The sequence below is a fragment of the Chryseobacterium sp. Chry.R1 genome (assembly GCF_039645525.1).
GTDB classification, from domain to species: Bacteria; Bacteroidota; Bacteroidia; order Flavobacteriales; family Weeksellaceae; genus Chryseobacterium; species Chryseobacterium proteolyticum.
In genome coordinates this window covers 1,333,175-1,353,469 of sequence record NZ_CP151793.1, presented here as the reverse complement: position 1 = coordinate 1,353,469, position 20,295 = coordinate 1,333,175, and the positions used below count along the sequence as shown (strand labels likewise).

Below are 20,295 nucleotides of genomic sequence, written 5' to 3'. Positions count from 1 at the left end.
AGCAATGTAGATTGTACTTATTTTAACCGGTCCGTGTTACATATCAAAATGCAAAGCTCAAAAACGGCATATTATGGTTTAATTCTGACTGGTAAGGAAAAGTGGCGTTATCAATCTACCTTTAATTAATATTGAAAAGACTTCTATATGAATAATTATAAGGATTACATCAAAGAGATTGAGGAAAGGAAAAACCAGGGGCTTCATCCAAAGCCGATTGATGGTGCAGAATTGCTAAGCGAAATCATCGCACAAATTAAAGACCCGGCTAATGCAGACCGAGCAGATTCTCTTAAGTTTTTCATCTACAATACCCTTCCGGGAACGACCAGTGCAGCAGGTGTTAAAGCAAAATTTTTAAAAGAAATCATTCTGGGCGAATCTGTAGTAGAGGAGATATCACCTGCATTTGCTTTTGAGCTTCTATCTCACATGAAAGGTGGTCCTTCGATTGAAGTACTCCTTGATCTTGCTTTAGGAAATGATATTTCTATCGCAAAAGAAGCAGCAAATGTTCTTAAAACACAGGTTTTCCTATATGACGCAGATACTAACCGTCTGAAAGAAGCATTCAATAATGGTAATAAAATCGCACAGGAAATTGTTGAAAGCTATGCAAAAGCTGAGTTTTTCACAAAATTACCAGAGATTGCTGACGAAATAAAGATTGTTACTTATATTGCCGGTGAAGGTGACATTTCAACAGACTTACTTTCTCCGGGTAACCAGGCTCACTCCAGATCTGACCGTGAGCTTCATGGTAAGTGTATGATCACTCCTCAGGCACAAGAAGAAATCAAAGCTCTGCAGGCACAGCATCCTGACAAAAGCGTAATGCTTATTGCAGAAAAAGGTACTATGGGTGTAGGTTCTTCAAGAATGTCCGGAGTAAATAATGTAGCTTTATGGACAGGTAAGCAGGCTAGTCCATATGTACCGTTTGTAAATATTGCCCCGATCGTTGGAGGTACAAATGGTATTTCTCCCATATTCCTTACAACCGTAGATGTTACAGGAGGTATAGGTATCGACCTTAAAAACTGGGTGAAAAAACTGGATGAAAATGGCAATCCTCTTCGTAATGAAAATGGTGAGCCGATCCTTGAGGAAGCCTATTCTGTAGCTACAGGAACTGTACTTACAATCAACATTAAAGAGAAAAAATTATATAAAGGTGATCAGGAGCTTATTGATATTTCGAAGGCTCTCACACCTCAGAAAATGGAGTTTATTAAAGCCGGAGGCTCATATGCCATTGTTTTTGGTAAAAAACTTCAAACATTCGCTGCACAACTTTTAGGAATAGAAACTCCTCTTGTTTTTGCTCCTTCAAAAGAAATTTCCCATGAAGGGCAAGGCCTTACGGCAGTAGAAAAAATATTCAACAGAAATGCTGTTGGAACAACACCAGGTAAAGTATTACACGCAGGTTCTGATGTTCGTGTACAGGTAAATATCGTTGGATCACAAGATACAACAGGTCTTATGACCTCTCAGGAACTTGAGTCGATGGCGGCTACAGTGATCTCTCCGGTAGTAGATGGTGCATACCAATCAGGATGTCATACCGCTTCAGTATGGGATAAAAAAGCTCAGGCAAACATCCCTAAACTTATGAAGTTCATGAACGAGTTCGGATTGATTACAGCCCGTGACCCTAAAGGTGAATACCATGCAATGACCGATGTAATTCATAAAGTTCTTAATGATATCACGGTAGACGAATGGGCAATTATCATCGGTGGTGATTCTCACACGAGAATGTCTAAAGGTGTTGCTTTCGGAGCTGACTCCGGAACAGTAGCCCTTGCCTTAGCCACAGGTGAAGCCTCTATGCCGATTCCTGAATCTGTAAAAGTTACCTTTAAAGGAAACATGAAAGAACACATGGATTTCCGTGATGTGGTTCATGCAACACAAGCTCAGATGCTGAAACAATTCGGTGGAGAAAATGTGTTCCAGGGTAGAATTATTGAAGTCCACATCGGAACTCTTCCTGCTGATCAGGCATTTACCTTTACAGACTGGACTGCTGAAATGAAAGCAAAAGCATCCATCAACATTTCTGAAGACAATACTCTGATCGAATCATTGGAAATCGCAAAAAGCAGAATCCAGATTATGATCGATAAAGGAATGGATAATAAAAATCAGGTTCTTCAGGGATTGATCAATAAAGCAAACAAAAGAATTGCAGAGATTAGATCCGGGGAAAAACCAGCTTTAACTCCTGATGCGAATGCTAAATATTACGCTGAAGTTGTTGTAGATCTTGATGTTATTGTAGAGCCGATGATCGCTGACCCTGACGTAAACAATGAAGACGTTTCCAAAAGATATACACATGATACCATCAGAGCTCTTTCTTATTACGGAGGAGAGAAAAAGGTAGATCTTGGATTTGTAGGATCATGTATGGTTCATAAAGGAGATTTAAAAATTGTTTCCCAGATGCTAAGAAACCTTGAAAAACAGCAAGGTAAAGTAGAATTTAATGCTCCTCTTGTAGTAGCTGCTCCCACTTATAACATCATTGATGAACTTAAAGCTGAAGGAGATTGGGAACTACTGGAAAAATATTCTGCCTTCGAATTTGATGATAATGCTCCTAAGGGAGAAGCCCGTGTAGAATATAAAAACGTAATGTACCTTGAACGCCCGGGATGTAACCTTTGCATGGGTAATCAGGAAAAAGCAGCTAAAGGAGATACTGTACTGGCAACTTCTACCCGTCTTTTCCAGGGAAGAGTAGTTGAAGATTCAGAACGTAAAAAAGGAGAATCCCTGCTTGCATCAACACCTGTTGTCGTTCTATCTTCTATCATTGGAAGAATTCCTAATATAGATGAATATAAAGCTGCAGTTGAAGGTATTGACCTTACTAAATTTGCTCCACCTATTAAAGAACTTGTTCAGGTGGGTCATTAAGAGCTTGAAATAATAAGTCGAAAGACTCTTTTATATGATAATTTAAGAAAGGTTTCAATCTATTGGATTGAAACCTTTCTTTTTTATTTAGAATCTTTCCATTTAAGAGTGAATAGAATTATTTTAACCTAGGTCAACAGCTCAAAATTTATTTTTTCCTTAACTTGATAGGTATTAAAAATAGTAATGATTCATCTTATTTATGCCATTTTTGGAAGGTAGGAATAGTATTTGATGATTTGCACTCGAAGAATTTCCGCTTCTTATTTTTAAATTAAATCCGGAAAAAAAATTGAAAAAGAAAAATTAAAATAGATATGACTTTCGACATTGATATGATCAAAAAGGTGTACGAGCGTTACCCTGAAAGAATTGCTGCGGCAAGACAAATCGTTGGAAAACCTCTTACACTTTCAGAAAAAATCTTATACACCCACCTTTGGGAAGGAAATGCAACTACAGCACATGAAAGAGGAAGCTCTTACGTAGATTTTGCTCCGGATAGAGTAGCTATGCAGGATGCAACAGCACAAATGGCACTTTTGCAGTTCATGCAAGCCGGCAAAGCCAAAGTTGCCGTTCCCTCTACTGCCCATGCGGATCACCTGATCCAGGCCAGAGTAGGTGCAGAAGCAGATTTACAGGAAGGTATTAATAAAAACTCTGAAGTTTTCAACTTTTTGAGTTCTGTTTGTGATAAATATGGAATCGGTTTCTGGAAACCTGGAGCCGGTATTATCCACCAGGTAGTACTGGAAAATTACGCCTTTCCTGGCGGTATGATGATCGGTACTGATTCGCATACGGTAAACGCAGGAGGACTTGGGATGGTAGCCATCGGAGTAGGTGGTGCTGATGCTGTAGACGTAATGGCAGGAATGGCATGGGAGCTTAAAATGCCTAAGTTAATCGGTGTAAAATTAACCGGTAAAATGAGTGGCTGGACTTCTGCAAAAGATGTGATCTTAAAAGTAGCAGGAATTCTTACTGTAAAAGGAGGAACCGGATGCATCGTTGAATATTTCGGAGAAGGAGCAGAATCTCTTTCTGCGACAGGTAAAGGAACCATCTGTAATATGGGCGCTGAAATTGGTGCGACCACTTCCACTTTCGGATACGATGACTCCATGAGAAGATATCTGGCTGCTACAGGAAGACAGGATGTTGTGGATGCTGCTGATAAAATTGCGGAACATCTTACGGGTGACGCCGAAGTATATGCAAATCCTGAACAATATTTTGATCAGGTAATTGAAATCAATCTTTCAGAGCTGGCTCCGCACTTAAACGGACCATTTACTCCGGATTTAGCAACTCCTGTTTCTGAGTTCAGAGCAAAAGCAGAAGCTAACGGATGGCCTTTAGAGGTTGAATGGGCACTGATCGGTTCTTGTACCAATTCGTCTTATGAGGATTTGTCAAGAGCAGCTTCTATTGTTGAAGATGCTGTAGCAAAAGGAGTAAAACCTAAAGCTATTTTGGGTATCAATCCGGGATCCGAGCAGGTGAAATTCACTGCAGAAAGAGACGGTTTCTTAAATTCATTCAGAAAATTTGAAAACGCAAGAATCTTTACAAATGCCTGTGGACCTTGTATAGGGCAATGGGACAGAGAGGGAGCTGATAAAGGAGAGAAAAACTCTATTATCCACTCTTTCAACAGGAACTTTGCAAAAAGAGCGGACGGTAACCCGAATACGCATGCTTTCGTAGCTTCACCGGAAATGGTAGCTGCTGTAGCAATTTCAGGAAGACTGGACTTTAATCCTATTACCGATACACTTACTGCAGAAAATGGAGATCAGGTTAAACTAGACGAACCGAAAGGATCTGAGTTGCCGGCAAAAGGGTTTGCTGTAGATGACAATGGGTATCAGGCTCCATCTGAAGATGGTTCTTCAGTGGTAGTAAAGGTAAGCCCTACATCAGACAGACTTCAGTTATTAGAAGAATTCCCTGCATGGGATGGTAAAAATATTACAGGTGCTAAAGTTTTAATCAAAGCTTTCGGAAAATGTACAACCGACCACATTTCTATGGCCGGACCATGGTTAAAATATAGAGGACACCTTGATAATATTTCCAATAACATGTTAATCGGAGCAGTAAATGCTTATAATATGGAAACAAACCATGTTAAAAACGAATTAACGGGTGAATACGGTGAAGTTCCGGCTGTTCAAAGAGCTTATAAAGCGGCAGGTATTCCTACCATTGTTGTGGGAGACCAGAACTATGGTGAAGGATCATCAAGAGAACACGCAGCAATGGAGCCGAGACACCTTGGTGTAAAAGCAGTATTGGTAAAATCATTTGCAAGAATCCACGAAACCAACCTTAAAAAACAAGGGATGCTGGGATTAACTTTCGCTAATGAGGCAGATTATGATAAAATCCAGGAAGACGACACTGTTAACTTCTTAGATTTAGATCAGTTTGCTCCCGGAAAACAGTTAACACTCGAATTTGTACATGCTGACGGAACCAAGGATATTATTATGGCTAACCACACCTATAATGATCAACAAATCGACTGGTTCAAAGCTGGTTCAGCATTGAATCTTATTAAACAGCAAGAGGCATAAATCTATTTATGCCCCGATAAAAAAAAACATCCCGACCGGGATGTTTTTTTTTATTATCTATCTATATCTATATATATACTTTATATGATAACCTTCAATTTTTATAGGAATATGTAATAAATCTATATAATAAGTTGTTTTAAGAATAGTAATAAAATATCATGAAAACACTTCTTTACACTCTTCTATTATTTTCCTGCTTTGTTCAGGCCCAAAAAAAACCATCAGATTTCTTCCCTTCCCCAAAAACAAAAGTATTAGTAGTTGGTTCATTCCATTTTGATTATCCTAATCTGGATGCCCACAAAATCAAAAAACAGGACCAGATCGATGTACTATCTCCTAAAACATCCAAAGAGGTTACCGATCTGGTAAATTATATTAAGAAGTTCAGACCAACAAAGATTGCTATTGAAGCTTCACCCGAATGGAACGCCAATCAAAAACTCAAAGAGTATAATGAAGGAAAACACCATGATAAAAGAGATGAACGGTATCAGCTTGCCATGAGAATTGCCAATGAACTAAAGATCAATGAACTATTCAGTGTAGACGCCTCTTCCATATTAGAAGATCTTATGGAAAAGTTTGGAAAGACTGACTCACTGTATTTTAAGAAACTTACAGAGGGATATGATTATAAAAGTGACGACCCTATTTCTCAAAACTTTACTGATTTCTATAATCATTCAGAAGCCAAAAACTTTAGCTCACTTATGAACACCTTCCAATATCTTAACAGCAAAGAATATCACGAATATGGATATGGCGCTTATCTGAGTGGAGATTTTAAATTAAGGGATTATGACGGAGCTGATATACTTGCCATGAACTGGTATAGCAGGAATCTGAGAATATTCCGTAATATACAGAATATTCCGCATCAGAGTGACGACAGGATTCTTGTAATCGTAGGAAACGGACATGCAGCAGTCCTCAGACAACTTCTAACCTGCTCTGCAGAATATGAGTTCACAGAATTTTCTTCTTTATAAATATAAAGGCAGAGATTTAAGTTGAAATCTCTGCCTTTGTTTATATGGGTTTATGCTTCAAAGCTTCCAGAGCATTTAAAACTTAAATTCTACCCTTGCAAACAGAAATCGCCCTCCAATACCATATTGGGAAACCTGTCTGGAGTATACAAACTGATTATCTGCTGTCAGGGAATTGATTAGTGGATTTTTAGAAGGCATCACATTGAATATATTATTACTTCCAATGGTTGCAGATATATTTTTACTGAAGTCATAGCCTACTGAAAGATCTGTTACAAAACGATTATTCAATACAAAGTGTTCCTGTTTTCCTACTACACCATCAAAATTAGCATCCAATACATCAGCGTCGGTTACTTTTCCAAAGAAAGAATTCCTCAATAAAATATTAAATCCTGAAACTCTAAGATTATTGGATAGAGTTGCTTTTACCCGAGGTACGGCTTCTTCAAAGTAAATCCTGTTGGGCTCAGAAAAGTAACTGTCTATCTGGCTAACTAATTTTGGAGAGGCATGGATATTTCCTATTCTTCTGGTCTGATTCAGATTGAGCCCAAAGTTATTTTCCAGATTAATTCCTGAACCTAAATTGGATGTCTGGGAAATGGTAAGATCAAGCCCTTTGGTCTGGGAATCTACAGCATTCGCAAAAAAATTGGCGGCACTAGCTCTTGCAAGGTCAAAAGCATCCTGCAGAATCGCCTGATCCGATCCTTCAGGAAAATCTACACCTATAGTACCTTTAGGCCTGAAAAACAAATCAGTGAGCACTACTCTATCTTTAATTTTAATATAATAAACATCTGCTGTAACCACAAGATTTAAATTTGGAGCTTTCCAAGTAAGTCCTGTACTGTACGACTGAGAGGTTTCCTGTTTCAGTTTTGGAATCCCAAGCGCCTGTGCAGCCTCGGAATTATTCCTAAAAGTTCCTACCTGGGTAGTATTACCCTGTTGAATTAAGGTTGATGTTGAGCTATAATAGATCTGGGCTAATGAAGGGGCTCTAAAACCTGTAGAAACAGCACCTCTCCAATTAAAATTATCAGCCAACTTCACATTAGTCGCTAGTTTATAATTAAAGGTAGATCCAAAGTCTGAATAGTTTTCATAGCGCAAAGCACCTTCTACCAGCCACCAATCCGTTGGTTCCAGCTCCACATCTACATATCCGGCCACACTATTTCTATTTCCGGAAACAGCATTATCCGGACTAAATCCCGGAAATACCTGGGAACCGGCAGGTCTTGTTACGCCAAAAAAATCAGTCACAAGCTCATTTTTTGGAGTATTTACGGTCACTACATTTCCATAAATATCATAAGAGGCATAAGAATTCTCGTTACCGGCATTCACCTTATAATTTTCATAACGGTATTCCCCTCCAAATGCAATGTTCAGCCCATGCAATACATCATACTTTTTGGAAAAGTCAAGGTTTAGGGTGTTTTGCAAAAACTCAAGTCCACCTGCATCAAATCTTCTTGGAGAGTTGTTGACCAATGAAGAATTAAAAGTATTAACAACTCCAAAATTGAAAGTATTCTTTCCAAAAGTGTTACTGAGATCTATATTCCAGTCATTCCATTTTCCTTTGATCCCAGCTGCATATGAATAATCATTAATGGTAGACTCAATTTGCGGCAGATATCCGTTGGGTGTTATAAAATTGATATTTCTCTCGGTATTAGGCAAACGGAAAAAACCTCCGGCATTCCCAAGCCTGTAGCTATATCCTCCAAAAGAATACACCTTCCAGTCATCATTAATCGGAATTTCTGAATTATAATAAACCTGTGCTGACTGCAATTTCGATTGTCCAGCCCTGATACTGAAATCTTTCCGTTGAAGTCCTCTATATGCAAGTTCATCATTGGTAACATCCCCTCCTAATAAACCCTGTAAAGTTGAAATATTATTGGCGTTTGCAATTTTATTCTGTAAATCAGATGAAAAATAATTTACTTTTGTTGCATACTGCTTAATCGTATTGATAATTTGCTGGCTATTGGAAGTATTATTTATATTCTTATAAAGCCCGTCTATATCTATCCCATCTTGAGCAGCCCTGTAGTTAATAGCATTATAGGCATTGTATATATCGCCATTCCTCACACCAGCTCGGGAATAAGGATCCCGGTATTGGGTTGATGTAGTAATATTGAAGAACCCCTGTTTTCCAAGTTTGAATCCATAATTCAGGTCTAAAGAGATGGTTTCTCCATCCAGTCCACCGGAAAAATTGTTGGTAACCGGTGAAGCATATCCTCCCAAAAATAACTGACCGGATAGCCCCAATCTTTTTTTAAGACCTAAATTGACAACTCCTGCAATAGCATCAGATCCGTATTGAGCAGAAGCACCATCCCGAAGCACTTCAATTTTATCTAAAGCAAAAGCAGGAATCGCATTAAGATCTGTTCCCACCGAACCCCTACCTGGTGTAAGGGTTACATTGATGAGTGAAGACTGATGCCTTCTTTTCCCATTAAGTAAAACTAAAACCTGATCGGGACCTAAACCCCTCAACTGTGCAGGATCCACAAAATCCGTCCCGTCATTTACAGTATGCGATGTGGAGGAAAAAGAAGGGACAATATAGTTTAGAGCCTGGCTTATATTATTAACCGGGCTTTGTTTCAATATTTTTGAAATGTTAATAACGTCTACCGGAACCGGAGTATCTGTTAATGATCTACCTGATCCTCTTGAACCGAGAAGAACAACCTCATCGATTTTTTTTGATTTTAGAGTATCAGACTGGGCGAAGTAAAACGTCGAAATTAAAGTGGCCGAAGCAATGATACTTCTATTTTTAAAATGGCGCATGTGTTTTATTTTTAAATTTTTGTTATAATTTTTTTGTTTGCTTAAAATTTTAAGCAAAAAGTATCCTGTAACCTTGAAAACACAAGGCTAAAAGAAAAATGATAAACGATTTTATTAGTTAATAGAAACCAGAGGCTAAGAACAACAACACATACACATCACGAAATGCCATGAGTGATCACCAGCATACAGAAGCTTTGCTTCGATATCTGCCGGGCAAAAAGTCAAATTCATTGTGCTGTAATTTTCCCTGTTCTTAAACATTGATTTTAAATTTTAAACAAAAATTGTAAGATGGGAATGAATAGAAAAACATTTTTTCCGGAGCTTGCCGGCTTATCTATTTCAGCACCTTGCTTGTTTTGCAGGTTGCTATCCCATCTATGAGATTCTTGATAATTGTGAGGCAAAGATATAACTATTTTACAAATAAAAAAATAATTTGTAAAATTTTTAAATTAATCGCAAAACCAAGCCGTATGATGATGCAATATAATTATATCCTATTGTGAGGTATTTCATGGAATAAAACAACCCTCTAAAAACTTTCCTTGTAACATTTTTTTATTTTAAACGTCTAACTGAGTAGTAGTAAAAACCATTATGAAAAAAATTGTACTCGTTTTATTTTCCTTAAGCATTATTGTCACAAAGGCTCAGGAAAAAACCAACAACCAGGTCAAGGAAAAGCAGATCGAAGGCGTTGTAATTACCAAAACTAAAAAAGCCGTTGAACAAAAGGCAGACCGTACTATTTTTGATTTTTCAGAACAGCCCCAGCTGAACAACGGAAATGTTTTAGAGGGTATCAAAAAACTTCCGGGTCTGGTGTCTACTGATATTGCCGGTATGATGTATCAGGGAAAGATCCTTGATGTTTATCTTAACGGACGCCCCTTAAACATTACTTCCAATGAACTTAATTCATTTTTGGAAGGGATGCCTGCCAATTCTGTAGACCGAATTGAGGTGATCACTCAACCTGGCGCTGAATTCCCGGCAACTTCCGGGGGCGCAATTATGAATATCATTACGAACAAAAATGCCAATAAATATCTTACGGCAACTTATTCAGGAAATTATTCATTTACCAACTACGGTAAGTTGAGAAGCAGAACCAGCAACTCTTTAAATTTAAACGCCCGTAATAAATATTTCGGATGGCAGCTGAACATCGGACAGAACTATCGGGAAAGTATGCTGAATTCGAATCAAAATGATTTATTATTAAGCAATACGGATAGAATCGGCCGTGGTTATTTCGCGAAATCGGGCTTAACATTTGATCTGGGACAGGACAGATTATTATTAAATTACGATATCTATCATAATAAAAACAGCAATTACACAGATAGTAACGGTTTTGCTGACCTACCGTACATTCCTGTTAAAGACAGTATCAGGGAAGGATATTTTCATGCATTTGATGCCGCCTACACGAATAATTTGAGACAGGAAGCGGTAATAACCTATCAGAAACGCTTTAGTGATAAATCTCAAAAACTGGATTTCCAGTTCGGATATACCAAATCAACGAGTAAATTTGATCAGAATAATATTTTCAGAGATATCAGTTACATCAATCCTAACGAAAACTTTCCAAGATTTTCGGATGGTCTTTTACTGAACAATGAATCTGACATGAGAATTGCTAATTTTAAAGTGGATTATTCGCAGCCCATCAAGATCCTTGATGGAGGAAAGGTAAGTTTCGGTGGATTATATGAAAAACAAAACTTCGATACCCAAAGCAGAGGTTTGACCAATCTGGACTATCAACGACAGACCGCTTCCACCTATCTTGAGTTCCAGGCTAAATTGAAAAAATTCGATTTCACATTAGGATCCAGGGCTGAAAATTATGACATCTCTGGAATTACAAGGGTGATTGACAGTACCGGTGCAATAGTTCAGAAAAATCTGATCCCTTTTAATAAGTTTAAATTATTTCCAAATGCAAGTGTTCAGTACAGCTTTATGAATCAGGTTTCTGTTTCAGCAAACTATAACAAGAAGATCAGTCTGCCAAGTATTTCTGCACTTAATCCCAATAACACTACATTTCAGGGACCGAATACCCAGGTTACCGGAAATCCGAATCTGCAGCCTACGATCTTTAACAATTATGAAGTAAAACTTTCTGCCTTTGATTATGCATTCATCGGATATAGTGTAAGTTCTGCTAAAAATCAGGTTGCACAGATCATCAGAAAAAATGGAAAAAACCTGTTTAATGAGCAGATAAACATTTCCAGCATGAGGATCCACAATTTCAATGTAGGGCTTCCTGTCCCTTTCATGATTTTTAGTAAGCCCATGAGCGAAATCATGAAGTTTGATTTTAATCCGGACAAAATCAATTTTATGTATCTGTATGCCGGATATCAGAAACATGATATTGATAATTTAAACAACAAAGGATTCTGGATTTTCAATGTGATGACCCAACTTATTCTGCCTAAACAGATTAAGCTAACAGCAAACTACAGCTACCTGACGCCAAAAGCAGGTTATTTCTACTTCACAGCAGAAAAACCATTCAGCAATTCACTGGATATTACACTGACTAAAAAGTTTTTGGATAACCGTCTTACTGTTTCTGTTTTTGCTAATGATATTTTTAACGGACAGGTAATGCAGGTCCGTTCTAATCCGCCATCCGGAGAAGCGGTTACTTTGAGAACAAAATATGACACAAGAAATTTCGGACTTTCCATTAATTACAAGATCCCAACCAAAAACAAACTGGCTAAAGAGGATCCGAATATCTTAAACAGCAGCAAGAAAGAGGATAACGGAGGGGTAATGCAACAGGATAGTAAATAATCAGGTTATAGTCTTTTAATACTACATCAACATATCAATTATCATAAAATCGGGCAGTAAGAATATTCTTATTGCCCGATTTATTTAAAAACAATATAATTAAAAATCGATGGTGTGAAATCTCCAGTCCAGAGTATCGACCAAAGTCAGCTGATTGGTATTCACAGGAAGATCTGTAATTATTTTCAGGCTCAGATGTGCCATCATACTTCCTATTATTCCGGGTAATGATCCCAGAACACCTAAACTATCACAATCCGGGGTATCTTCATCCACCGGTGGTTCAGGAAAAAGATCCCTCAGGTTTTTACTCTCTCTGTAATTAAATACTGCCACCTGACCGGAAAAGCCCAGAATACTTCCATAAACCACCGGTTTTTTTAGTCTCACACAAGCATCATTAATTAAATACCGTGTAGAAAAGTTATCTGATCCGTCTACAATCAGGTCATATCTGGAAATTATCCTTTCAATATTTGAAAGATCTATCTTTTCATCAATGGGAATAATAGTAATATGCCTGTTAAGTGCTTCAACAAATTGTACTGCGCTGGACACTTTGGATATCCCGACACTTTTTTCATTATGAATGATCTGCCTGTTCAGATTATGAAGCTCTACTTTATCAAAGTCTGCGATCCCTAAAATGCCAACTCCTGCCGCTGCCAAATATTGAATAACAGGACTCCCCAATCCACCAGCCCCCACAACAAGCACTTTCGCATTAAGTATTTTTCGTTGCCCTGAAGTACCAATCTCATCAATAAAAATTTGACGGCTGTATCTGGAAAACATTTCTTCGCTATTCATGATCATTCTATTAAAAACCACTGTACACAGAATCCCAATCTTTCATAACAGGATCATATCCCGCATTCCTGATCACATTTTTTATATCCTGCATGCTTCTTTCATCACTGGTTTCAAATTGTTCCAACGATTGAGGATCTACAGCATAGCCTCCCGGATTAGTCTTAGATCCGGCACTCATGGAAGTGGCTCCAAGAGATACAATATGATTTCTGAAATTTTCATTCTCCCTGGTAGAAATGGAAATTTCAAGATCTTCATTCCATATCCGGTAAGCACAAATAAGTTGCAAAAGCTCTTTATCCTCCATAATGAAGTTGGGTTCTATGATTCCCTCAGCGGGCCGTAATCTCGGAAATGATACGGAAAATTTACTTTTCCAATATTGCTTTTGCAGGTAATCAATGTGGGCTGCATTGAAGAAGCTATCGACTCTCCAATCTTCCAATCCTAATAAAACACCTAACCCCATTTTATGGATCCCTGCTCTTCCTATTCGGTCAGGTGTTTCCAGACGAAAATTAAAATTTGATTTTTTACCTTTCGGATGATACTGCTTATACACTTCCTGATGATAAGTCTCCTGATACACAAGGATTGAATGAACTCCTTCCTGATGGAGTAATCGGTATTCATCTTCTGACAATGGCTGTACTTCGATAGAAATGTTGGCAAAATGGGATTTTAATAACCGAACAGCATTCAGAAAGTAGGCAATTCCTACGGTCTTATTCGCTTCACCGCTTACCAGCAATATATGATTTACTCCCATGGCCTTCAGAACCGTTGCTTCTATCATAATCTCAGTATCGGAAAGTGTTTTTCTTTTCAGTTTATTGTCTAAGCTAAAACCACAATAGGTACAAATGTTCTGACATTCGTTACTAAGGTATAAAGGTGCATAAAGCTGGATTACTTTGCCAAAACGTTTTTGGGTAATCGCTCTCGCCATACCAGCCATCACTTCTAATTTCGGTGCCGCAGCCATTGAAATAAGATTAAGGAAATCATCCAATGTTTTCTGCTTCTTCTGAAGGCTGTATTCTACATCGGATAAAGTGACATTTTCCAGTTTTTGTTTAATATCATTCCACTCATAGGATGTGAAAACCTCCTCAAAATTTTTCATTCTAATACGATTTATTCAAATAAAAATGAAGTCAAGGGGCTTGATGCCTCAGCATGAGAACTAATCGAGCCCAGTCCGGCTTCATAAGCTCTTCTTCCTGCAATAACCCCTTCCTTAAATGCAATTGCCATACTGATCGGATCCTTTGCCACGGCTATAGCAGTATTCACCAATACGGCATCAGCACCAATTTCCATGGCCTTTGCCGCATCAGATGGGGCTCCTATTCCTGCATCAACTACCACAGGAACGTTGCTCTGGCTAATGATAATTTCCAGGAAATCCAACGTCCGAAGACCTTTGTTCGTTCCGATAGGGGCTCCCAATGGCATAACCACTGCTGTCCCTGCGTCTTCTAACCGTTTGCATAAAACGGGATCAGCATGAATGTAAGGCATTACAATAAACCCAAGCTTCGCAAGTTCTTCCGTTGCATATAATGTTTCAATAGGATCCGGCAGTAAATATTTAGGGTCCGGATGTATTTCCAGTTTCACCCAGTTTGTTTCTAACGCTTCCCTAGCCAATTGCGCAGCTAATACCGCTTCTTTCGCAGTACGGGCTCCGGAGGTGTTAGGCAGAAGATGGGTATTGGTGGGCTGCAGTGCCGTGAGAATACCATCATCCTCAGATTGAGCATCAATTCTTTTCAGTGCCATTGTCACCATATTGCTTTCTGATGCAATAATAGATTGTGTCATTTCTGCCAGATTTCCGAATTTACCCGTTCCCAGAAATAGCCTTGATTCGAAATTTCTTCCTGCTATTGTTAGTATTTGATTCATTTGAAAGATTTTATAAATTCATTAACGACAGACGGCCTGCCTGTAATTTGTCCGGAGACAGCAACTCCATGGATTCCAATTTCCTGTAATAATTCTACATCTTCAAGACGTACACCTCCAATTGCATAGATTGCAGGAATTTTAACCGATCTTTTTTCTAAATCCCGGATCAGTTGCTGATACCCTTCAAAGCCCAGTACCGGACTTAATTTCTCCTTTGTCGGTGTATACCGCAATGGCCCCAAACCGATATAATCACAAGATTCATCAATTCTTTGCAGGACATGCTCTAATGTATTAGCTGTTCCCCCGACTATTTTTTCAGGACCCAGAATTTGTCTTGCCTGAGTGATTGTATCATCATCTAATCCTAAATGGACACCATCAGCATCTACGAGTTCTGCCAAATGTATGTGATCATTAATAATACATATTGCCCCGTATTCGGTACATTGTAATTTTGATTTTTCACACAATTCAAAAAGCTCTTTCCCAGGCGCGTTTTTCCAACGAACCTGCACCCACTTTACACCGGCGTCCAGAGCCCTGTAAATATTCAATTCCTGTTCTTCTTTCGTATTTCCCTGGGAAATATATTGTAATTTTTCTTTGACCAATTTCTACCTGTTTTGATAATTATATTCCAACATTCTATTCCTGCACTGATTAAATGCCTTTACAGGTTGCTCATTCATCCAGATCCCTCCCAGCAAGGCAAGACCTTCTGCTCCCGATCTCAGTGCTATCTCCATGTTTTCCTCATAGATTCCTCCTAAAGCAATAAGTTTCACATCATGATTATTCCGAAGTCCTATCCTCTCCAAAACCTTGGAATGTTCTCCATATCCCGGTTTTGAAATGCTTGAGAAAAATGGACTGAAAAAAGCATATTCCCAATTGGGTTCAAGAGCATTAAAAGAAATGATATCATGTACCGATGTAGAGATTACCGAACCTTTTGCACGCCATGGATGCAATCCATTAATACGGTCCTCTTCTCTGAAGTGTATTCTTGAAATGCCATATTCTGCTGCCAGGTCAAAATAACTGTGCATTACCAATCGATGACGGAATGATGCATCGATCTGATCCAAAAAAACGATCATTTCTTCCTCAGTGATAAAAGGTTTCCTGATATGAAATAATTCCAGCCCATCCTGAAACATCTTATTGACACATTCTGCTTCATTGATTAAAATGTTTTCAGGACTTATGACAATGATCATAAATAAATTTCCTTTCCGTTCTCGATAAACTCCTGTGATTTTATCATCATCCCCATTTCAGCGGATTCCCGTATTTCCTGAGTAATTTTCATGGAACAGAATTTAGGACCACACATGGAACAAAAATGCGCAATCTTTGCTCCCTCTGCCGGTAATGTTTCATCATGATATGCTTTTGCCGTTTCAGGATCCAGGGAAAGATTAAACTGATCTTCCCATCTGAATTCAAACCTTGCCTTACTCAGAGCATTATCTCTGTACTGAGCACCTGGATGTCCTTTTGCCAAATCCGCAGCATGTGCTGCCAGCTTGTAGGTAATAACCCCGTCTTTCACATCTTTTTTATTGGGTAGTCCTAGATGTTCTTTAGGGGTAACGTAACAAAGCATTGCACATCCAAACCATCCGATCATGGCAGCTCCGATTCCTGAAGTTATATGATCATAGCCCGGTGCAATATCTGTTGTTAACGGCCCTAATGTATAAAAAGGTGCTTCGTGGCACTCTTCCAGCTGCTTATCCATATTTTCTTTGATCATATGCATCGGAACATGACCGGGACCTTCAATCATTACCTGTACATTGTGTTTCCAAGCAATCTTCGTAAGCTCTCCTAAAGTCTCCAGCTCTGCAAATTGTGCTGCGTCATTAGCATCTGCAATAGATCCCGGACGAAGTCCGTCACCTAAAGAAAAAGCTACATCATATTTTTTCATGATTTCACAAATCTCTTCAAAATGCGTGTACAAGAAGTTTTCTTTGTGATGATAAAGACACCATTTAGCCATAATAGAGCCTCCGCGCGAAACAATTCCCGTTACTCTATTAACGGTAAGGTGAATATATCTGAGCAGCACTCCTGCATGAATGGTAAAGTACGAAACGCCTTGCTCCGCCTGCTCTATCAGAGTATCTTTAAATACTTCCCAGGTAAGATCTTCAGGAACTCCTTTCACTTTTTCAAGTGCCTGATATATGGGAACAGTTCCGATAGGTACAGGACTATTTCTGATGATCCATTCCCTTGTTTCGTGAATATTTTTTCCTGTGGAAAGATCCATAATAGTATCCGCACCCCATCTGCATGCCCACACTGCTTTTTCGACCTCTTCATCGATACTGGAAGAAACAGCACTGTTACCAATATTGGCATTTATCTTTACTAAAAAATTCCGCCCGATAATCATCGGTTCACTTTCTGGATGGTTGATGTTATTAGGAATGATTGCCCTTCCGGCAGCAATCTCTTCTCTTACAAATTCAGGAGTAATTTTATTTTTAGGAGTTCTTGCCCCGAAATTGTTCCCGGCATGCTGGGAAGACATTTCTTTGGAAACAAAATCAAGCTGTTCTATTCTTTGGTTTTCACGGATGGCAATGTACTCCATTTCAGGAGTAATGATTCCCTGTTTTGCATAGTATAACTGGGTTACCTCTTTTCCTTCCAGAGCGACTTTTGGCTTATGGTTATAAGAAAAACGTAATTCATCCAGTTTCGGATCTGCCAAACGGGCTTTCCCATATTCGGACGATATTCCGTCGAGAATTTTTACATCTCCCCTTTCCAGGATCCATTGCTCTCTTATTCTTGGAAGTCCTTTCTGGATATCGATCTGCGAATTTTCATCCGTATAAGGTCCTGACGTATCATAAACCGTGACAGGAGGATTATTCTCCAATGTTCCATTGCTGAGCTTTGTAGGGCTCAATAGGATTTCGCGCATAGCAACCTTAATAGGATGAATGCTTCCTTCAACATAAATTTTCTTTGAGTTCGGAAATGGCGAACGCGTAATTGAATGTGCCATAAAATTATTGGGGTTTTACGAAGATTAGCCGCCCTGTGTTGCGGTAATAATTAAAATTGAATCCTGGTCCTGAAGTACAGTATTCTGCCAGGAGGAAATGGGAATAATACGATTGTTTAAGGCAACAGCGATTCCTTTTTTGCGGCCGGGTGCCTCCAGAGCCATCAAAGCCTCCAGGTTTTCCGGTGGAATATCGAAAGTTTTCCGTGTGTGATTGATTATAAGTTCCATTCCAAGATTTTTGTTATAAATCACTTTAGGAATGGCTATAATTGTACAATAGAAATGTACAGCAAAAAGTCATCTCACTTTTCCCTACGCTGGTATGATCCAGATCAGGTTCAAAGGGTAAAGTCTCAGTCTGTTTGTGAACAGACACCCCTAAAGTATGGGACGAAGTTAGTTATTTTTTCAAAACAGGCAAAATGATTTCATTAAAAACAAAAAGACCATCTGCTTTTAGATGGTCTTTTGTATGTTTAATAGTATAATGTTAAGATTAACTTTTATATTCAGACTTATTCTTCGCATGCTCTCCATATGGCATCATTTTGCGGAACAGGAGCTACAATTCTGATCTCTTCTTTGGTCACAGGATGGATGAATGTAAGCATCCGTGCATGAAGATTGATCCCTCCGTCCGGATTGGACCTGGGTGCTCCATATTTCAAGTCCCCTTTTATCGGAACTCCAATCTTGGAAAGTTGAGCCCGGATCTGATGGTGTCTTCCTGTTTCCAGATCAATTTCAAGAAGCATATAATTGTCCAGGGTTTTAATAACATTATAAGTTAAAATTGCCTCTTTTGCTCCATCTGTTGCCTTTGGAAAAACAATGGCTTTATTATTTTTCTCGTTTTTCTTTAAATAATGAACCAGTCTCTGGTGATGCGGAATCATTTCTTTAGCAACAACAGCCCAGTATGTTTTTTTAATTTCCCTGTTTTTAACCATCTGAGTAAGACGGGAAAGGGCTTTTGAGGTTTTGGCATAAATAACCAAACCTGATGTCGGACGGTCTATACGATGAACCAAACCGAGAAAAACATTTCCCGGTTTAGCATCTCTTTTCTTTATAAAGTTCTTTATTGATTCTAATAACGATTCATCACCAGTCTTGTCACCCTGTACAAGCTGACCGACTTTTTTATTTACAACCAGGAGATGGTTGTCTTCATAAGCAATCTGCTCCTCCATTTTACATTTAATTAGTCTGTCGTCTGTTCGACAAAGAAAGAATAATCCCTGCAAGAAGCCCAAGTGTTTTCATTGCAGCCAGCCTTGATTCCAATGGAAGAAAAGCGCCAACAATACAAAGGCCTGCGGCAGCATACATTGGATATACAAAATTTCTGTTAGACAGAAAAGGAGCCTGAATGGCAAAACTTATTCCTATGACGATGTAAAATACCCTTTTCGAGAGGATATCATTAGTTTCCGGTGAAAAGAAATTGAACCATCCTACGGCAAGGCAGATCAATGCGATAACGGAAATAACTCCTTGTATAGTCTGTTGATTATCTCTCATTAATAGCTTTCTTTTTCATTAGGAAAGGTAACCTCTTTTACATCTTTTACATATTGTGCAACCGCCCCTGTGATTTCACTGTAAAGATCAAGATATCTTCTCAAAAATTTTGGACTGAATCCCTGGTTCATTCCTACCATATCATGATAAACCAAAACCTGTCCGTCACAGTCAGGGCCTGCTCCGATTCCGATTGTCGGAATCGAGATACTTTCAGATACTTTTTTAGCCAAATCTGCCGGAATTTTTTCTAAAACAACAGAAAAGCACCCTAATTCTTCTAAAAGCTGCGCATCACTGATCAGTTTCTCAGCTTCTGCTTCGTCCTTCGCTCTTACTTTGTAAGTTCCAAATTTATAAATAGACTGAGGGGTTAATCCTAAATGCCCCATCACAGGAATTCCTGCATTAACAATTTTCTTGATTGATTTTGAAATCTCTTTACCGCCTTCAATTTTCACAGCATGGGCACCGCCCTCTTTCATCATTCTCACGGCAGACTCTAATGCTTTTTCAGGATTACTCTGATAAGTTCCAAAAGGAAGGTCAGCAATAACGAGAGCTCTGTCTACTCCACGCACAACACTTTGAGCATGATAGATCATCTGATCAAGAGTAATAGGCAGCGTAGTTTCAAAACCTGCCATTACATTGGCTGCAGAATCTCCTATCAAAACAGCATCTACTCCTCCTGCATCTACCATCTTTGCTGTAGTGAAATCATAGGCTGTAAGCATTGTTATTTTTTCCTTGTCGAACTTCATTTTACGCAAGGTTTCAGTCGTAACTTTTTTTATTTCAGAATGAACAGACATAATGTATCTATATTTTAAAAGTTAAAAAG

At 38.7% G+C, this 20,295-nt stretch carries 15 protein-coding genes and 2 riboswitches; of the genes, 4 read left to right on the top strand and 11 right to left on the bottom strand.

Features of this window, described 5'->3' with window-relative positions:
* The first annotated feature begins 147 nt into the window (after positions 1 to 147).
* The 3 genes from AAEU33_RS06325 to AAEU33_RS06315 all read left to right on the top strand — a co-directional run bounded on the left by AAEU33_RS06325 (position 148) and on the right by AAEU33_RS06315 (position 6,508).
* A complete protein-coding gene (locus AAEU33_RS06325; protein ID WP_345991487.1) occupies positions 148 to 2,928 on the top strand; it encodes a bifunctional aconitate hydratase 2/2-methylisocitrate dehydratase in 2,781 nt (926 codons plus the stop codon).
* A 317-nt stretch (positions 2,929 to 3,245) separates the two neighbouring features.
* Complete coding sequence (locus AAEU33_RS06320) at positions 3,246 to 5,513, top strand: aconitate hydratase (RefSeq protein WP_273649986.1); 2,268 nt, start codon at positions 3,246 to 3,248, stop codon at positions 5,511 to 5,513.
* A 161-nt stretch (positions 5,514 to 5,674) separates the two neighbouring features.
* Entirely contained in the window at positions 5,675 to 6,508 is an 834-nt protein-coding gene (locus AAEU33_RS06315) for a DUF5694 domain-containing protein (protein WP_345991485.1), read from the top strand.
* Between the two features lie 75 nt (positions 6,509 to 6,583).
* Here AAEU33_RS06315 and AAEU33_RS06310 read toward each other — a convergent pair whose 3' ends face one another.
* The gene (locus AAEU33_RS06310) at positions 6,584 to 9,340 is read right to left on the bottom strand and encodes a TonB-dependent receptor (protein WP_345991483.1); all 2,757 of its coding nucleotides are present in this window, start codon (positions 9,338 to 9,340) and stop codon (positions 6,584 to 6,586) included.
* Positions 9,341 to 9,645: 305 nt separating this feature from the next.
* Positions 9,646 to 9,744: riboswitch (SAM-I-IV-variant riboswitch) on the bottom strand.
* Between the two features lie 199 nt (positions 9,745 to 9,943).
* On the opposite strand from AAEU33_RS06310, the gene AAEU33_RS06305 reads away from it, so the two are divergent.
* Positions 9,944 to 12,166, top strand: a complete 2,223-nt coding sequence (locus tag AAEU33_RS06305) for an outer membrane beta-barrel family protein (RefSeq protein WP_345991481.1) — start codon at positions 9,944 to 9,946, stop codon at positions 12,164 to 12,166.
* Between the two features lie 99 nt (positions 12,167 to 12,265).
* Here the strand turns inward: AAEU33_RS06305 and AAEU33_RS06300 are convergent, their stop codons facing one another.
* The 10 genes from AAEU33_RS06300 to panB all read right to left on the bottom strand — a co-directional run bounded on the left by AAEU33_RS06300 (position 12,266) and on the right by panB (position 20,266).
* Complete coding sequence (locus AAEU33_RS06300) at positions 12,266 to 12,976, bottom strand: HesA/MoeB/ThiF family protein (protein WP_172281223.1); 711 nt, start codon at positions 12,974 to 12,976, stop codon at positions 12,266 to 12,268.
* A gap of 10 nt (positions 12,977 to 12,986) precedes the next feature.
* Positions 12,987 to 14,105: a 2-iminoacetate synthase ThiH gene (thiH, locus tag AAEU33_RS06295; RefSeq protein WP_172281225.1), complete on the bottom strand. Its 1,119-nt coding sequence runs from the start codon at positions 14,103 to 14,105 to the stop codon at positions 12,987 to 12,989.
* Positions 14,106 to 14,116: 11 nt separating this feature from the next.
* Positions 14,117 to 14,890, bottom strand: coding sequence for a thiazole synthase (locus tag AAEU33_RS06290; RefSeq protein ID WP_345991478.1), 774 nt, complete (start codon positions 14,888 to 14,890; stop codon positions 14,117 to 14,119).
* On the bottom strand, positions 14,887 to 15,507 hold the full coding sequence (locus tag AAEU33_RS06285; RefSeq protein ID WP_345991476.1) for a thiamine phosphate synthase: 621 nt from the start codon (positions 15,505 to 15,507) through the stop codon (positions 14,887 to 14,889). The genes AAEU33_RS06290 and AAEU33_RS06285 overlap by 4 nt, the downstream gene beginning before the upstream one ends.
* Before the next feature lie 3 nt (positions 15,508 to 15,510).
* Positions 15,511 to 16,116: a thiamine phosphate synthase gene (locus tag AAEU33_RS06280; protein ID WP_345991474.1), complete on the bottom strand. Its 606-nt coding sequence runs from the start codon at positions 16,114 to 16,116 to the stop codon at positions 15,511 to 15,513.
* On the bottom strand, positions 16,113 to 17,924 hold the full coding sequence (thiC, locus tag AAEU33_RS06275; protein ID WP_345991472.1) for a phosphomethylpyrimidine synthase ThiC: 1,812 nt from the start codon (positions 17,922 to 17,924) through the stop codon (positions 16,113 to 16,115). Before thiC ends, AAEU33_RS06280 begins: the two co-directional genes overlap by 4 nt.
* Before the next feature lie 24 nt (positions 17,925 to 17,948).
* Complete coding sequence (thiS, locus tag AAEU33_RS06270) at positions 17,949 to 18,155, bottom strand: sulfur carrier protein ThiS (RefSeq protein WP_172281231.1); 207 nt, start codon at positions 18,153 to 18,155, stop codon at positions 17,949 to 17,951.
* A gap of 64 nt (positions 18,156 to 18,219) precedes the next feature.
* Positions 18,220 to 18,317, bottom strand: a riboswitch (TPP riboswitch).
* Between the two features lie 125 nt (positions 18,318 to 18,442).
* A complete protein-coding gene (locus tag AAEU33_RS06265) occupies positions 18,443 to 19,120 on the bottom strand; it encodes an RluA family pseudouridine synthase (RefSeq protein WP_273650005.1) in 678 nt (225 codons plus the stop codon).
* Between the two features lie 7 nt (positions 19,121 to 19,127).
* Positions 19,128 to 19,451 (bottom strand): hypothetical protein, encoded by a 324-nt coding sequence (locus AAEU33_RS06260; RefSeq protein ID WP_172281234.1) that lies wholly within the window; start codon positions 19,449 to 19,451, stop codon positions 19,128 to 19,130.
* The gene (gene panB / locus AAEU33_RS06255) at positions 19,451 to 20,266 is read right to left on the bottom strand and encodes a 3-methyl-2-oxobutanoate hydroxymethyltransferase (protein WP_172281236.1); all 816 of its coding nucleotides are present in this window, start codon (positions 20,264 to 20,266) and stop codon (positions 19,451 to 19,453) included. Before panB ends, AAEU33_RS06260 begins: the two co-directional genes overlap by 1 nt.
* Between the last annotated feature and the right edge of the window lie 29 nt (positions 20,267 to 20,295).

Bases quoted from the DNA above. Each gene is read 5' to 3' on its own strand.
- AAEU33_RS06325 (WP_345991487.1), top strand. From the start codon at position 148: ATGAATAATTATAAGGATTACATCAAAGAGATTGAGGAAAGGAAAAAC.
- AAEU33_RS06320 (WP_273649986.1), top strand. From the start codon at position 3,246: ATGACTTTCGACATTGATATGATCAAAAAGGTGTACGAGCGTTACCCT.
- AAEU33_RS06315 (WP_345991485.1), top strand. From the start codon at position 5,675: ATGAAAACACTTCTTTACACTCTTCTATTATTTTCCTGCTTTGTTCAG.
- AAEU33_RS06310 (WP_345991483.1), bottom strand. From the start codon at position 9,340: ATGCGCCATTTTAAAAATAGAAGTATCATTGCTTCGGCCACTTTAATT.
- AAEU33_RS06305 (WP_345991481.1), top strand. From the start codon at position 9,944: ATGAAAAAAATTGTACTCGTTTTATTTTCCTTAAGCATTATTGTCACA.
- AAEU33_RS06300 (WP_172281223.1), bottom strand. From the start codon at position 12,976: ATGAATAGCGAAGAAATGTTTTCCAGATACAGCCGTCAAATTTTTATT.
- thiH (WP_172281225.1), bottom strand. From the start codon at position 14,105: ATGAAAAATTTTGAGGAGGTTTTCACATCCTATGAGTGGAATGATATT.
- AAEU33_RS06290 (WP_345991478.1), bottom strand. From the start codon at position 14,890: ATGAATCAAATACTAACAATAGCAGGAAGAAATTTCGAATCAAGGCTA.
- AAEU33_RS06280 (WP_345991474.1), bottom strand. From the start codon at position 16,116: ATGATCATTGTCATAAGTCCTGAAAACATTTTAATCAATGAAGCAGAA.
- thiC (WP_345991472.1), bottom strand. From the start codon at position 17,924: ATGGCACATTCAATTACGCGTTCGCCATTTCCGAACTCAAAGAAAATT.
- thiS (WP_172281231.1), bottom strand. From the start codon at position 18,155: ATGGAACTTATAATCAATCACACACGGAAAACTTTCGATATTCCACCG.
- AAEU33_RS06265 (WP_273650005.1), bottom strand. From the start codon at position 19,120: ATGGAGGAGCAGATTGCTTATGAAGACAACCATCTCCTGGTTGTAAAT.
- AAEU33_RS06260 (WP_172281234.1), bottom strand. From the start codon at position 19,451: ATGAGAGATAATCAACAGACTATACAAGGAGTTATTTCCGTTATCGCA.
- panB (WP_172281236.1), bottom strand. From the start codon at position 20,266: ATGTCTGTTCATTCTGAAATAAAAAAAGTTACGACTGAAACCTTGCGT.